Source organism: Vreelandella arctica, from assembly GCF_037070215.1.
Lineage (GTDB): Bacteria > Pseudomonadota > Gammaproteobacteria > Pseudomonadales > Halomonadaceae > Vreelandella > Vreelandella arctica.
Window position 1 is genome coordinate 93181 of sequence record NZ_JBANSN010000007.1, and the last position, 15399, is coordinate 108579.

The following is a 15399-nucleotide window of genomic DNA, read 5'->3' on the forward strand; positions in this document are numbered from 1 at the left end:
AAGCTGGCTACTTTTTACTTTTTCGCCAGTTCGCGCATGGCGGTTTCTAACCCTTCAAGCGTCATGGGATACATACGGTCTTCGATAATCTCGCGAATGAGCTTTGTCGAATAGGTGTACTCCCAGGCGCGAGGCGGCAAAGGGTTAAGCCATGCCAAACGCGGAAACGTGTCACATAGGCGCTTCAGCCAAACGCCGCCCGGTTCGTCGTTAAAGTGCTCAACGCTGCCACCTGGATGGGAAACTTCGTAGGGTGACATCGCGGCGTCGCCTACGATCACCACTTGGTAATCTGCACCGTAAGTATGCAGCACATCCATCGTTGGAATGCGCTCATTGCCACGGCGCAGGTTATTTTTCCAGACACCTTCATATAGGCAGTTATGAAAGTAGTAGTGCTCCAGGTGTTTAAACTCGGAGCGGGCCGCCGAGAATAGCTCTTCACATACGCGAATATGGTCATCCATCGATCCGCCCACGTCCAAAAACAGCAGCACTTTAACGGCGTTGTGGCGCTCGGGGCGCATCTGCACATTAAGTAGCCCGGCATCTTTGGCGGTTTCGCGGATGGTGCTATCCACATCGAACTCGTCCTGCGCGCCCTGGCGGGCAAACTTGCGCAGCCGCCGCAGCGCCATCTTGATATTGCGGGTGCCTAGCTCCAGCGAGTCATCGTAATCCCGAAAGCGTCGCTCATCCCACACCTTGGTGGCGCGGCGGTGGCGCGAGCCATCCTGGCCGATCCGGATGCCTTCCGGGTTGTAGCCATAGGCGCCAAACGGGCTAGTGCCGCCGGTACCGATCCACTTGTTGCCGCCTGCGTGGCGCTCTTTCTGCTCTTCCAGGCGTTTTTTAAATGTCTCAATGAGCTCTTCGAGGCCGCCCAGGGATTCGATCTTGGCTTTTTCTTCATCGGTGAGCTGTTTTTCAAACTCGCGGCGCAGCCAGTCATCGGGGATCAGCGACTCAATGGCGGCGTCCATGTCCTCAAGGCCTTTAAACCAGGCGGCGAAGGCGCGATCAAAACGGTCGAAGTGGCGCTCATCTTTGACCATCACCGTGCGCGCTACCTGATAAAACGCCTCCATATCGGCGAACACCACGCCGCGCTCCACTACGGCATGAAGGTCTAAAAGCTCGCGCAGTGAGACGGGCACGCCCGCGCGCTTTAACGTTTCAAATAGGCCAATAAACATGGCTTAGCGCCCTGTGTTCTTCTGGCGACGCATCATGAATGCCAAGCGCTCGAGCAACTGGGTGTCCTGCTCATTCTTGACCAAGGCGCCAGCCATGGGCGGCAAGGCCTTTGCTGGGTCGCGGTTATAGAGTGCTTCTTGCGCCAGCTCGTCGGCCATCAGCAGTTTGAGCCAGTCGACCAGCTCGGAGGTGGAGGGTTTTTTCTTGAGTCCGGGCGCCTTGCGAAGCTCGAAAAACACTTCTAACGCTTCGCTGACCAGCTTAGGGGCGATATCTGGAAAGTGAACATCGACAATCGCCTGCATGGTCTCGCGGTCGGGGAATTCGATGTAGTGAAAAAAGCAGCGGCGCAGAAAGGCATCCGGCAGCTCTTTTTCGTTGTTGGAGGTGATAACAATGATCGGGCGCTGCTCGGCACGGATGGTTTCGCCGGTTTCGTAAACGTGGAATTCCATACGATCCAGTTCCTGGAGCAGGTCGTTGGGAAATTCGATATCGGCTTTATCGATTTCATCGATCAGCAGCACCACGCGCTCGCCAGCGGTAAAGGCTTCCCACAGTTTGCCAGGCTTGATGTAGTTACCGACGTTCTCGACACCTTCCACGCCCAGCTGTGAATCCCGCAGGCGGCTTACCGCATCGTACTCGTACAGCCCCTGGGCCGCCTTGGTGCTGGATTTGATGTGCCAGGTGATCAACTGAGTATCGAGAGATTCAGCCAACTCTTCAGCCAGCAGTGTTTTGCCGGTGCCTGGCTCGCCTTTGATGAGAAGCGGCCGCTCAAGTACTACGGCGGCATTTACCGCCTGCTTGAGCGCATCGGTTGCGATATAGGAAGAAGTGGAATCAAACGCCATGTGAGAGCCTCAGCTTGCCGAAAGCGGGTTTATAAAAGGATAAACGGATTCAAACAAGTGTACGTGAGGCTGGCCTCCCAGGCCAAGCGGTAGGGCCGTCAGCCGTCAGGCCTTATTCGGTGGCACGATGCCCTGGCGCTGCATTTGCCGATACACCGTTGGCCTTGAAACGCCCAGTTCACGGGCAACGGCGCTGATATTCCACTGATGTTGCTGAAGTCGTGTGACGAGGTGACTATCGGCGGTTTCCCTTGCAGGGGTGGTTAGCGAAGGCGCGTGGGTAATGCGTTGGCTCAGGCACTGTTCGGGCAAGTCGTAAACGGTGATTTCATCGCTCTCGGCAGTCACTAAGGCAAACGCCAGGGCGTTTTTAAGCTGACGAATATTGCCGGGCCAGGCGTAGGCGAGCAGGGCGCTGATGGCATCGGCCCGTAGACGGGTCGATTGGCTGCCGCCGCGCTCGCTCACCACATCGTTAAACACCTGACGAATCACGTAGAGCTTGTCGGCGCGTTCACGCAGCGGAGGCAGGCGCAGCTGGGCGCCGTTTAAGCGGTAGTAGAGGTCTTCGCGGAAGGCTCCCTCCTCAATCAACTTGTCGATATGGCGGTGGGTGGCGGTGATCACGCGGAGGTCGACCTTGACGGGTTTGTTCGCCCCCAGCGGCATCACTTCACGCTCGGCGAGTACACGCAGCAGGCGGGTTTGCAGGGCCAGCGGCATATCGCCAATCTCATCTAAAAACAGCGTGCCGCCATGGGCCTGGGGGATGAGCCCGCGCATGCCTTTTGCCCGCCCGCCGGTAAACGCGCCGGGCTCGTAACCAAACAGCTCACTTTCGATCAGCGCTTCGGGAATGGCGGCACAATTCACCGCAATAAAAGGCCCTTTTGCGCGGTTGCCGCTGTCGTGCAGGGCACGGGCGACGACCTCTTTGCCGGTACCGGTTTCACCGCTGATCAGCACGTTGACACTGGCTTCGTTACGCAGCCTTTCTGCCAGTTTTTGCAGCTTACGTATGGCGGGGTCGTCAGCACCCAGCCGTGCTAGCGGCTTGGGCAGCGTGGAAGTTGTCTTATTCAGTGGCGCAGTGCGCGGCCTACGCGGTTCCAGCAGGCTAATAAAATAAATGGCGTTGCTCGCACGGGCACGGAACGCGCGAAGCTGGTCATCGGTGGCGCTGTTAATGCTTAGCACATCGGCAATCTCGCATTCAAACAACTCGCTGAGCATCGGCGCGTGCTGAGCGGACCACGGTGGCCAGCGGCGCTGGTGGTCGGCGATCAGTTCGCGACCGACGGCATTGGCGGCGATCACTTGGCCGTTCTCCTCAATGGCGATGAGACCACGCCCGTTCACATGGACAAACTCTCGGGAGGTATCCAGCCGCACCATCAAACAGTCGCGGTAACGCTGTAGAAAGTAGGCGTCTTCGATCATGCGGGCGTAAAGCGTGACCAGCGATAGGCTGAAATTCTGGCTTTCATGCTGGGCAGGCGATTGCAGCGCCGAGATATCCAACACGGCCATCACGTTGCCTTGCGGGTCGGCGATGGGGGCAGCGGTGCAGGTGAGCGAAATATGCGTGGCGTCGAAGTGTTCCTGGCGGTGGCAAATAATGGCTTGGCGGTCGTGCAGGCAGGTACCTACGGCGCAGGTGCCCGCGAAACGCTCGTCCCAATCCGCACCTAAATAGAGGCCCGCTTTGCGCAGCTGCTGGTCTTGGTTTGGGTTGCCGCGAAACTCGACGGTAATGCCGCGATGGTCGGTAAGCAGCAGCACATAGCCCAGTTGGGCGATTTGCCCGTAAAGCTGCTCGACCCCGGCGCGGGCAACGTGCAGCAGTTCATCGACAGATTCACGATGTTCTATGAGTGTTTGCTGAGGCACCACGCGGGCAGGACGTGGCTTCGTGGGGTCGAGCTGGTACTCGTTCAGGCAGCGCAGCCAAGATCGCCGAATCATGGGTTGAGCCGGTAGTTGTGGTATTTCCAAGCCTTCGCCGAGCTGGAAAATATGCTCGATATGCTGGCGCTGAACGGATTGAAGCCGTGCAGGTGGCGACTGAGTTGGCATGGCGTTTTACGCTCTGGGGCTTGTTGTTGTTCTTCAAGCCTATGCGCTCTGGGGGCGGTGTCAACGTGAGTGTATTACGTCGTTAGTCGTGCGTTACACCTGTAACGTTTGACTGTAAACGGCGTGACAGGTGTACGTGTTTTGCAACGCCTTAGCGAAAGCAGATTAAATTACATTGTATTTATTTTTCAATCGCTTATTGATGGTTTGGTGTATTTGGCACGGCGGGTGCTTGGGGTTGGGTGTCTTATCGACAGTTCAACAATAACAACGACCCTGGAGTACCCGCGATGACTGACACACAAGTACGCACACCGCAAAACGCTACCAGCACCGTCAACGCATGGCTGCATGACTTTGATGAGGCGCTGCAAGCGCAGGATATTCAGCGTGTGCTATCGCTATTTAACGACGAGTGCTATTGGCGCGACTTTCTTACCTTTACCTGGAATTTAAAAACCTGCGAAAGCAAAGATGATATCCAGGCGATGCTGAACGCCACGCTAGCCAATACCCTACCCACGCAGTGGCAGATTGAGGGCGAGGCCAGCGAAAACGGCGATATCGTTGAGGCGTGGTTCACCTTTAAAACAGCCGTGGCTAGCGGCAAGGGTTACTTGCGCCTGAAGAACGGCAAGTGCTGGACACTGCTCACCACCATGCAGGCGCTGGATGATTTTCCAGAGCCGCGCAATCATCACCGCCCCAAAGGGGCAGAGCACGGTGCCAACAAACAGCGGGAAACCTGGCTGGAGGCGCGGAAGCGCGAGGAAGCCGAACTGGGCTACACACAGCAACCCTACTGCGTAATTATCGGCGGTGGCCAGGGCGGGATTGGCCTTGGGGCGCGGCTGAAACAGATGGGCGTGCCGACCATTATCATCGAGCGCAACGAGCGCGCGGGGGACTCCTGGCGCAACCGCTATAAATCGCTCTGCCTGCACGATCCAGTGTGGTACGACCACCTGCCCTATATCCCCTTCCCCGAGAACTGGCCGGTGTTTGCCCCGAAAGACAAGGTGGGCGATTGGCTGGAAATGTACACAAACGTGATGGAACTCAATTATTGGGGTGCCACCGAGTGTCAGAATGCACGCTTCGATGAAGCCGCAGGCGAGTGGATCGTGAACGTGAAGCGTAACGGCGAGGAGATCACGCTACGCCCGAAACAGCTGGTGATGGCCACCGGTATGTCCGGGGTGCCTAACTTGCCCAAATTTCCAGGAGCCGAAAGCTTTAAAGGCGAGCAGCAGCACTCCAGTCAGCACCCAGGGCCGGATGCTTACGCGGGTAAAAAGTGCGTGATCGTAGGCTCGAATAATTCTGCCCACGATATTGCCGCGGCACTATGGGAGCACGATGCCGATGTGACCATGCTGCAGCGTTCCTCGACCCATATCGTCAAGTCGGATTCATTGATGGAAGAAGTGCTGGGGCCACTCTACTCGGAGGAGGCGGTGGCCAGTGGACTGACCCATGACAAAGCCGATCTGATTTTTGCCTCGATTCCTTACAAAGTACTACCGGACTTCCAGCGCCCAGCGTTTGATGCCATTAAACAGCGCGACGCTGAGTTCTATCAAAAGCTGGAAGACGCGGGCTTTATGCTCGATTTTGGCGACGATGAATCCGGCCTGTTTTTGAAGTACCTGCGCCGTGGTTCGGGTTACTACATCGATGTCGGCGCCTGTGACTTGGTGGCTAATGGAGATATCAAGCTGCGCAGCGGCGTAGGGATCGAACGAATCAACCCACACTCCATCACGCTGACCGATGGCAGTGAGTTAGAGGCAGATTTAATCGTTTATGCCACCGGCTACGGTTCCATGAATGGCTGGGCGGCGCGGCTTATCTCTCAGGAAGTGGCGGATAAAGTGGGCAAGTGCTGGGGCCTGGGCTCCGACACCACCAAAGACCCCGGCCCCTGGGAAGGCGAGCTACGCAATATGTGGAAGCCCACCCAGCAGGAAGCGCTTTGGTTTCATGGCGGCAATCTGCACCAGTCCCGGCATTACTCGCACTATTTGGCACTGCAGTTAAAGGCTCGTATGGAGGGGCTGGAAACGCCCGTCTATGGACTGCAGCCAGTTCACCATACGTCGTAACAGGAAGCGTAAGCCATGAGTCAGACAAGCATGCAGGCAGCGGTTTGGTATGCCGCCAAAGATTTACGCGTTGAGCAAGTCTCGGTTCCCACTATCAGCGACCCCCATGAAGTGAAGGTGAAAGTGGCTGCTTGTGGTATTTGTGGCAGCGACTTGCATGAGTATGCCGCCGGGCCGATTTTTATCCCGGTGGGCAAGCCGCACCCTATTAGCGGCGAACAGGCGCCGATCATCATGGGCCATGAGTTCGCTGGGGAAGTGGTAGAAATTGGCGAGAAAGTAACGCGGGTGAAGGTAGGCGACCGCGTGGCGATTGAGCCGATTCTCTCCCCCAATAAGGATGGCGCTTACCAGATGGAGCGCTACAACCTCACGCCCTTGCTGGGCTTTCACGGCCTCTCGGGCGGTGGCGGCGGCTTTTCCGAGCTCACCGTGATGGGCGAGCATATGGTGCACAAGCTGCCGGATGATCTCAGCTTCGAGCAGGGTGCGCTGGTAGAGCCAGCTGCTGTGGCGCTGCATGCGGTGCGCCAAAGCTGCCTGAAAGCTGGTGATAGTGCGGCGGTGTTTGGTGCCGGGCCGATTGGCTTGATGACCATCGAAGCGCTAAAAGCAGCAGGGGCTGCGCAGATTTATGCGGTAGAAGTGGCGCCTTCACGGAAAGCCAAAGCCGAAGCGTTAGGGGCCATTGTGGTTGACCCGCAGCAGGACGATGTGGTGGAGAAACTGCAAGCTTTGAGCGGTGGCGGGGTGGACGTGGCGTTTGAAGTCACCGGCATTCCTGCCGTGCTCAACCAAGCGCTGCACAGCACCCACGAAGGTGGCGAAGTAGTGGTAGTGAGTATTTGGGAAGGCGAGGCCAGCTTTCACCCCAACGACTTGGTGATTAAGGAGCGCACCATGAAGGGCATTATTGCCTATCGCCATGTGTATCCGGCGGTGATGGCACTGATGCAGCGGGGCTACTTTCGCGCTGAGGATATGGTTACCCAACGTATTCCATTGGCAGACATTGTGGAGGAGGGCTTCGAGGCGCTGCTAAACGATAAGGCCCAGGTGAAAATTATCGTCACTCCCTAGGGTTACCTTCCGGCATAGCGTAAGGCCATCTTCGGATGGCCTTTTTTGATGCGGCTTTGTCGCTACTCGGCATAGATCATTTTGCGCGTCATACCGCCATCGGCCACAAAATTTTGGCCGGTGATAAAGCCTGCCTCTTTGGCGAGCAGAAAACGGGTAAGTGCGGCAATATCCTTGGGGGTGCCAACGCGCCCCACCGGGTGCTGCTCGTGGTCAACGGCACGGTGCTCCACCGGTTGCTGGTGGCTGGGCTTTTGCCAGTCGCCAACTTCAATCCAGCCTGGGCTGATGGCGTTGACGCGAATATCAGGGCCGAGGCTGACTGCCAAGGCGTGAGTAAGGGCGACGATACCGCCTTTGCTGGCGGCGTAGGCTTCGGTATCCGGCTCGGATTGAATCGCTCGTGAAGAAGCCATCAGCACGATGCTGCCGCCGTGAGGGCGTAAATACTGCGCCCCATGTTTTGCACACAAAAAGGCGCCGGTGAGGTTGGTGTTTAAGTAGGCTTGCCACGTATTCAGTGAAAGCTGCTCTACCGGGCCATGGAAGGGGTCTGCGATGCCTGCGTTATGCACGATGCCGTTTAACTGGCCAAAATGGCTGGTGGCTTTTTCGAGGCTGCTAGCTACCTGCGCCTCATTGCTGGCATCCGCCATAAGTGTTAGCAGGTTCTCACGGCGGGGCAGCCGCTCAGCGGCCGCACTTAGGGCTTCTTCATCAATATCGGTAATGGCAACGCGGTAGCCGCCGGTGAGCAGCGTGTGGGCGATACCGAGGCCAATTCCCTGGGCACCGCCAGTGATATAGATGGTTTGAGGTGTGGTCATCACTGTTTTCCATAGTGGGGGGAGCGGCTACAAGTGGCAGCCGTATGAATGTGAAATATTGATACAACTAGCGACAGCCGATGAATTAATGCATACATTTAGACTAATTAAATCAGCTTAGCTGCACAATTCCCGATGGATTATTAGATATGCTGTTATCTAACCCGCGAGGTTTGAAAATAGTGGAAAGTGAACAGGCTCGGCTAGAGGCGCTGCACAGCCTAGCCATTTTGGACACCCCGCCAGAAGAGCGTTTTGATCGGATTACCCGGCTCGCAACGTACCTGTTTGGGGTTGATATCGCACTGGTCTCGTTGGTGGACGAACAGCGCCAGTGGTTCAAATCTCGCCAAGGCCTTGCGTTAACCCAGACCTGCCGTCAGGAGTCATTTTGTGCCCATGCTATTCAAGGGGAAGGTATTTTTGAAATAGAGGATGCCAGCAAAGACTCTCGTTTCACCGACAACCCGCTTGTGACGGTCAGCCGAGGCATCCGGTTTTACGCCGGTGTACCCTTGAACACTTCATCAGGTTTTAGGGTGGGGACACTGTGTATTATTGATACCAGCCCCCGACGGCTGGATGACGCACAGCGCCAAGCGCTGATCGATCTTGCTGCTTGTGCCGAAGAAGAGATGAATCGAAGCGGGCTCGAAAGTGAGCTTTCGAGAATGCGTGAAACACGCAGTCGCTTAGCGGAGGATGAAAAACACCAGCGCTTATTGGTGGCTGCACTCTCTTCGCTGAACGAGATTAGTACCTCAAGTGATTTAAGCTTTGCCGAGCAGCTACAAGCATTGTTGGCCCTAGGGTGTCGATATTTACAAATGCAAATCGGTATTGTCAGCCGTATCGAGAATGACCTGTTTAAGGTTGTTTCAATCCTGGCGCCACAGGATGTAACGCTAAATGCTGGCCAGTGTTTACCTTTGGCCAATACCTATTGTGATATGGCGCTAACCGCTGGCGGCTTTTTGGCCATACACAATGCAGGCCAAGAGCCTGCACAACATCATCCTTGCTATACCACGTTTGGATTAGAAGCCTATATCGGTAATGTTGTTTATGTGGATCAACAGCTGTTCGGTACCGTTAGTTTCTCTTCATTAATCCCGCGTGGGGCTGCTTTTGCAGAAACCGACAAGCTATTTTTAAAACTGCTTAGTCGGTGGATAGGTGCCTCATTAGAGCGTCAGCGCGTTGATACGTTAAAAAATGAGTTTGTATCTACCATCAGCCATGAGCTGCGTACGCCACTCACTGCCGTTTCCGGTGGGATTAAGCTAGTGCTCGGCGGTGCGACTGGTGAGTTAACAGATAAAACCCAACAGATGCTTGCTATGGCACTCAAGAGTAGTGAGCGGCTGGGTATGCTCATTAATGATCTGCTTGATATGGAAAAGCTGCTTGCTGGCCAGTTTTCGTTTGTTTTTCAACCGCATTTATTGAGTGCGTTATTAACTACCTCACTTCAGGAGAATCAGCCTTACGCGATTCAGTACGGGGTCTCCCTCAAATTGCTACCACTACCGGCGGATCGGTTAATCAAGATTGATGCGCTACGTTTTCAGCAAATCATGACTAACTTACTTTCAAATGCAGCAAAATTTTCCATGCCGGGAGACGAGATCGTTATTTACTGTGATGTGTGTGATGAAAGTACCCGCATTAATGTGAAAGACGTTGGCTGTGGTGTTCCCAATGAGTTTAGAAGCCGCATATTTCAAAAATTCTCTCAAGCAGATGCTAGTGATTGCCGAGTTAAAGGGGGAACAGGTTTGGGTCTTTCGATCAGTAAAGCATTAACTGAAAAAATGGGCGGTGACATTGGTTTTACTTCTCGTGAAGGTGAAGGCAGTACATTTCATGTCACGTTTCCTTGGGTGAAGGAAGAAAATCGTGAAATATTTTAACTCGCTAGTCTGGCCTGGTGGTTCTAGTTTTTCTGCGGGTATGTGGTTGCTAGCAGCGCTTTTAGTACTGGGCGTGGTTGGTAATATGCTGCAACTGTCCGTTTTGTTTAATGTTTATTTCTTGTTTGGGTCAGTGGCGGTGATGCTGGCTATAGCTTGGTTAGGCTCCGGCCCCGCGATTTTAGTAGCGTTGGTATCTGGGGTTTACACTTATGTTTTTTGGGAAAACCCAGTCACTGTGGCGGTGTTCGTGCTTGAGGCCGTCGTCGTCTCTTGGCTTTATCACTACAAAATTAAAAACCTTATTATCGCTAGCCTTATTTTTTGGATAGCAATTGCGGCGCCAATCGATTTTATTTTTTTTCCGTACTTGCTGGGGTGGAGTCAAGAACTAACGCTACTGGTGTTTTTAAAGCAGGCGGTGAATGGCGTGCTAAATGCCGTAATCGCCAGTGCGATTATTATTGCCTGTGGTTTATCAAAGTGGACTTGGCTGCCTACTGCCGGTGCATTGGTGAAGCTACGTCATCTACTCTTCTGTGCACTGCTTTCCGTCACGCTAATGACAGGCACTCCGCTGATTCTCTACGAAGGCCATTCTATGCGGCAGGGCCAGGAGAGTTTTGTCGATCAAACCATGGTTGCACTTGGTAATGAGCTGATTGAGCGCTTAACTGAACCAGGTGCCGAACAACGCTATATGTATCACATTGGCCGGGTTCGAGGTGGGAGTGACGTCAGTATTGGCTTATTAAGTGCGAGTGATGAGCTAATTAGCCAAGTAGGTAACCTTAACTCTTTAACACTTGAGCCTGGCGATGAGTTACTGCCGGTTAACCAGCGAATCATGATGTGGCTACCCGGCGGCTTGGAAAACCCGGCGGTTCGTTTTGCGCAAGGCCAGTACACTTTGCGCATGCCCGCACAAGGGGTTGACGGTGTCGACCAAATTATATTGGAAACCTCTGCATTGCCGACCGTACGAGCGATGGAGGCGTACCGCACGGTACTGTTCTTGATGTTATCTGGGGTTATAGGCTTGGGGATTTTAGTGGCGGAGCTGTTAAGCCGTATGATTACCAAGCCCCTGACACGCCTTGGCAAAAGCGGTCAAACCTTAAGCCATACGATTGGAAACGGCGAAACGCCCCAGTTACCCCGTAGTCGTATCGTTGAGTTTCAGCAGCTTTCTGATTTACTTGGGGATATGTCCGTTGAGTTGGCTGGGGCGTTTAAGCGCCTGCGCCATACCCAAAGCAACCTAGAACAAGAAGTGGAACAGCGCACGAGAGCGCTTGCCAGTAGCAACGATTTGCTTAGCTCAGTACTCAATGCCGCAGAAGATTTTGCCATTATTGCGACCGATACCCAGGGAACAGTGATGCTGTTCAATAAAGGCGCTGAGAATATGCTGGGTTTCGCGGCGAAGGATGTGGTTGGCCAACATACACCGATGCTCTTTCACGATGCAGATGAAATTGAGCAGCGTCTGAATGAATTAAACCTTGGCGCAGGTCGCTCATCCTCACCGTTTGAGCTCTTCAAGCATTTAGCTTTGATGGATAAGCGCGAAGCAAAGGAGTGGGTATATGTCACACGTTCAGGAAAACGTCTACCCATAAAGCTTGTTATCACTACGATCCAGGATCAGCAAGGAAACATCACCGGTTACCTGGGCGTTGCTGAAGATATTTCAGAATCCAAGCGCATCGAGCAGATGAAGAATGAATTTATCGCCACGGTAAGTCATGAGTTACGTACGCCCTTAACCTCCATTTCAGGAGCATTGGGAATGGTGTCTGCGGGAGCGCTGGGCAGCGTGCCTGATAAAGTTATGCAGATGGTAAGCATCGCCCATAAAAATAGTCAGCGCTTAACGCATTTGATCAATGACCTACTGGATATTGAGAAAATAGCTGCAGGGAAATTAGCTTTTGATATGCAGTGGCAGCCATTGCAGCGCTTGCTTGAAAGCTCAATTGAAGAAAATCGTCACTACCAGCATGAGCGTCGTGTCAGTCTTAAGCTTCATAACCCTTTTCCAGAAAGCCAAGTCAGGATCGATGGTCAACGCCTTCAGCAGGTAATGGCCAATTTATTATCCAACGCAGTGAAGTTTTCGCCTGAAGGCGGCAATGTTGATATCGTAGTCGAAAAGCAGGCGCACAAAATTATCGTTAATATAAAAGACGATGGGCCAGGCATTCCTGATACGTTTAAATCTCATATTTTCAACAAGTTTGCGCAGGTAGACGCCTCTGACTCCCGTGCTAGGGGAGGGACAGGCCTAGGGTTGGCGATTACCAAAGAGCTGGTGGAGCATATGGGCGGCGAGATGGGGTTCATCTCCGAAGAGGGGCTGGGAAGCTGTTTCTGGTTTGCATTGCCTGTCCATCCTTCAGAAGTGGTTAACGCACTTGTTGATCATCAATGGAGTAAAGGCCATGTGCTCATCATAGAAGACGACCCTGGGGTTGTACGTGTTTTGCAGGAAACGCTTATTCAGGCAGGTTACCGAGTAGACACGGCTGTCAATGGCGCGATGGCGCTAGAGAAGCTAGCCCGCCACCATTACGATGCCATTACGGTAGATATTGGCTTGCCCGATATGAGTGGTTTTGATGTTATTCATTCGTTTCGCGAACAGCCAGCTATTAAACATACTCCAGTGCTGGTGGTTAGCGGCAATGTTGATGGCGCCCAAGTAGCATTAGAAGGATATTTAGAAGATGTCCCTTGGCTAGCTAAGCCGATTCAAACCCAGCAATTGCTTGCGCTGTTAAGTCAGCAAATGAAAGCGAATCAAGACCGCTTGACGCTATTACACATTGAAGATGACCAAGATTTGCATGCGGTCATTCGCATGATGTTAAGCGAGCAAGCTAACTGCGAGCAGGCTCTAAGCGTGGCCATGGCGCGTCGTTTGCTATCACAGCAGCAGTACGATGCTATTATTTTAGATATAGGGTTACCGGATGGAGAAGGCTGGGAGTTGTTAGCGCAAATTCGAAGCAGTCAGCCTAACGCTCGCCTTATTATTCTTTCTGAACAGTCAGTTAGCCAAACCGATCAACATCGCGTTGAAGCGGTGTTCCTTAAGTCACGTATTAGCCCGGCGCAACTATTAACGGCTATTCAACAACGAACTGAACGCGTACAGATGGTGGATAACGAATGAGTAGTTTAGAACGCATTTTGTATGTCGAAGACGATCCTGATATTCAAACGGTGGCAACACTTGCACTTGAGGTGGTGGGCGGGCTCAAAGTAAAGGTGTGCTCTTCTGGAGAGCAGGCGCTAAAAGAGGCAGAGGCATTTTCCCCCGATATACTACTGCTTGATGTCATGATGCCTAGTATGGATGGGCCAACAACATTAGCAGCATTGCGTAATCTACCAAGCCTTAAGACGGTACCAGCAGTGTTTATGACCGCTAAAGTCCAGCCGCACGAGGTTGATCAATTAATTGCACTAGGTGCCGAAAGCGTAATTGCCAAGCCGTTTGACCCGATGACGTTGGCAAATCAAGTCCGCCGTATTTGGGAGCAAGCGTGTGGTAAACAGTGAACAGTCGTCGCTTGAGCATAAGCTGGCGCTATTAAAGCAGAACTATCAGCAGAATTTACAGGTGGAGCTGACGTCTTTATGCCACGTATTAGCCACCTTGCAACAGCATGTTAGTGATCTATTAACAACACCGGCTGATAGCGATCACGGGTTGCTAGGGTCTTCTCCGGTGGACGTATTGGAGGATGTTTACAGGCGCCTTCACAAATTGGCAGGCTCGGCAGGTACCTTTGGATTTGACGCCATTGGCAACCAGGCACACTCGTTGGAAGCGAGCCTTAAGGGTTGGTTGGAAGAGAGCGATCGAGGCATAGATTTACAACTAATAGCCGTGATCAACAGCCAGCTTCAGGCTATGCAAGCGGAGCTGCTTCCTAGCCAGCAACCACAAGCGCGCAAGGCTGAAGCAAAACCGGATGGCTGCGTTTTTACCGCCAGGGTATGGCTTATTGAAGAGGATGCTGAACTTGGTAAGCGTATTCTGGAGCAGTTAACGAATTTTAGTTATGACGTTAGGCTATTCTCCTCAGTGCCAGAAGCATGTCAGGAAATCGGCATGGAAACGCCGGACGTCTTGATTGTCGATGCTATGTCGGGTTTTCCTCACCAGTCGCCACTGCAGGCCCTTTCTTGCCCACTGTTGTTTATCAGCGATTACGATACCTTTGATGACCGACTGCGTGCGGCTCAGCTAAATGCTTACAGTTATTTTTTAAAGCCCCTCAACATCCCTCAATTGATCAATCGTCTTGAACAATTACTGCAGGAGCGTCATGCGCAGCCTGCGCGAATTTTAGTGGTCGATGACGATCATCAGCTCGCCGCGTATTACCAGTTGGTGCTGGAAGCGGCGGGCATGGAAGCACGTATACTGGATACTCCTCGACATATCATTGAGCAATTAGGATCGTTTAGGCCGGAACTGTTGCTGATGGACGTACACATGCCGGAATGTGACGGCCCAGATTTAGCCTCAGTGGTCAGGCAGTATGATGAATGGAGCAGCCTGCCGATTGTATTTCTTTCCGCCGAAAAAGAGTTAAGCAAACAGGTTGATGCGCTTAGTCATGGTGCAGACGACTTTTTGACTAAACCTATTCTCGCCGCCCAGTTAGTCGCTTCTGTGCGTACACGCGTAGCGCGGGCGCGTACCTTGTCAGCGTTACTCAATAAGGACAGTCTGACGGGATTGCTTAAGCACGCCAGTATTAAAAGCGCCACCATCAACGAAATTGCTCGTGCCTACCGGCAGCAGTACCCAGTAGTGGTAGCGATGATAGATATTGACCATTTCAAAAAAGTTAACGATACGTACGGTCATGCGGTAGGCGATGTCGTAATTGCTTCTGTTGCCACACTCCTGCGCCAGCGTTTGCGTCAAACGGACATCATAGGTCGCTATGGGGGCGAGGAATTTTTGGTCGTTCTTCCATATTGTGAAGCAGAGGATGGGTGGAAAAAACTGGAAAATATACGGGAATATTTTTCACGTTTGCGCTTTAGACAAGGCGACATTGAGTTTGCCTGTACGCTTTCAGCGGGGATGGTATGTAGTGTCGATGTGCTAGTAGAGGAGCGAGAGAGGCTGCTTGTGATTGCAGACGAAGCACTTTACCGCGCTAAACGTGGTGGTCGGAACCAAGTGTGCCAGTAACCCTGACTCGTTTTGAAGCAATCAGTCAGCAAAATGCGCACTGTTGGTGCGTTTTGCAGTGTGCGAAAGTGCTATTTAGATATTAAATTGCCTTTTTGTTTTATAAGTTATTGTTTTTTATAA

At 52.9% G+C, this 15399-nt stretch carries 10 protein-coding genes; 6 read left to right on the top strand and 4 right to left on the bottom strand.

Features of this window, described 5'->3' with window-relative positions; genetic code table 11:
• Positions 1-14 precede the first annotated feature (14 nt).
• The 3 genes from V8L70_RS08525 to V8L70_RS08535 all read right to left on the bottom strand — a co-directional run bounded on the left by V8L70_RS08525 (position 15) and on the right by V8L70_RS08535 (position 4130).
• Positions 15-1196: a vWA domain-containing protein gene (locus V8L70_RS08525; RefSeq protein ID WP_101144962.1), complete on the bottom strand. Its 1182-nt coding sequence runs from the start codon at positions 1194-1196 to the stop codon at positions 15-17.
• Between the two features lie 3 nt (positions 1197-1199).
• Positions 1200-2054 (bottom strand): AAA family ATPase, encoded by an 855-nt coding sequence (locus V8L70_RS08530; RefSeq protein WP_101144961.1) that lies wholly within the window; start codon positions 2052-2054, stop codon positions 1200-1202.
• Between the two features lie 105 nt (positions 2055-2159).
• Positions 2160-4130, bottom strand: a complete 1971-nt coding sequence (locus V8L70_RS08535; RefSeq protein WP_101144960.1) for a sigma-54-dependent Fis family transcriptional regulator — start codon at positions 4128-4130, stop codon at positions 2160-2162.
• Between the two features lie 290 nt (positions 4131-4420).
• Between V8L70_RS08535 and V8L70_RS08540 the strand changes: the two genes are divergently transcribed.
• Positions 4421-6235: an NAD(P)/FAD-dependent oxidoreductase gene (locus tag V8L70_RS08540; protein ID WP_101144959.1), complete on the top strand. Its 1815-nt coding sequence runs from the start codon at positions 4421-4423 to the stop codon at positions 6233-6235.
• Between the two features lie 15 nt (positions 6236-6250).
• Positions 6251-7315, top strand: coding sequence for a 2,3-butanediol dehydrogenase (locus V8L70_RS08545; RefSeq protein WP_269801086.1), 1065 nt, complete (start codon positions 6251-6253; stop codon positions 7313-7315).
• 62 nt (positions 7316-7377) lie between these two features.
• Here V8L70_RS08545 and V8L70_RS08550 read toward each other — a convergent pair whose 3' ends face one another.
• Entirely contained in the window at positions 7378-8142 is a 765-nt protein-coding gene (locus tag V8L70_RS08550; protein WP_101144958.1) for an SDR family oxidoreductase, read from the bottom strand.
• Between the two features lie 149 nt (positions 8143-8291).
• Here V8L70_RS08550 and V8L70_RS08555 point away from each other — a divergent pair, with 149 nt between their 5' ends.
• Genes V8L70_RS08555 through V8L70_RS08570 form a run of 4 tightly spaced genes read left to right on the top strand, consistent with a single transcriptional unit; the run spans position 8292 to position 15276 of the window.
• Entirely contained in the window at positions 8292-10055 is a 1764-nt protein-coding gene (locus V8L70_RS08555; RefSeq protein WP_198555965.1) for a GAF domain-containing sensor histidine kinase, read from the top strand.
• Positions 10042-13233, top strand: a complete 3192-nt coding sequence (locus V8L70_RS08560) for a response regulator (RefSeq protein ID WP_101144957.1) — start codon at positions 10042-10044, stop codon at positions 13231-13233. The genes V8L70_RS08555 and V8L70_RS08560 overlap by 14 nt, the downstream gene beginning before the upstream one ends.
• Entirely contained in the window at positions 13230-13622 is a 393-nt protein-coding gene (locus V8L70_RS08565; RefSeq protein WP_101144956.1) for a response regulator, read from the top strand. Before V8L70_RS08560 ends, V8L70_RS08565 begins: the two co-directional genes overlap by 4 nt.
• Positions 13609-15276, top strand: a complete 1668-nt coding sequence (locus tag V8L70_RS08570) for a GGDEF domain-containing response regulator (RefSeq protein WP_101144955.1) — start codon at positions 13609-13611, stop codon at positions 15274-15276. Before V8L70_RS08565 ends, V8L70_RS08570 begins: the two co-directional genes overlap by 14 nt.
• Positions 15277-15399 lie beyond the last annotated feature (123 nt).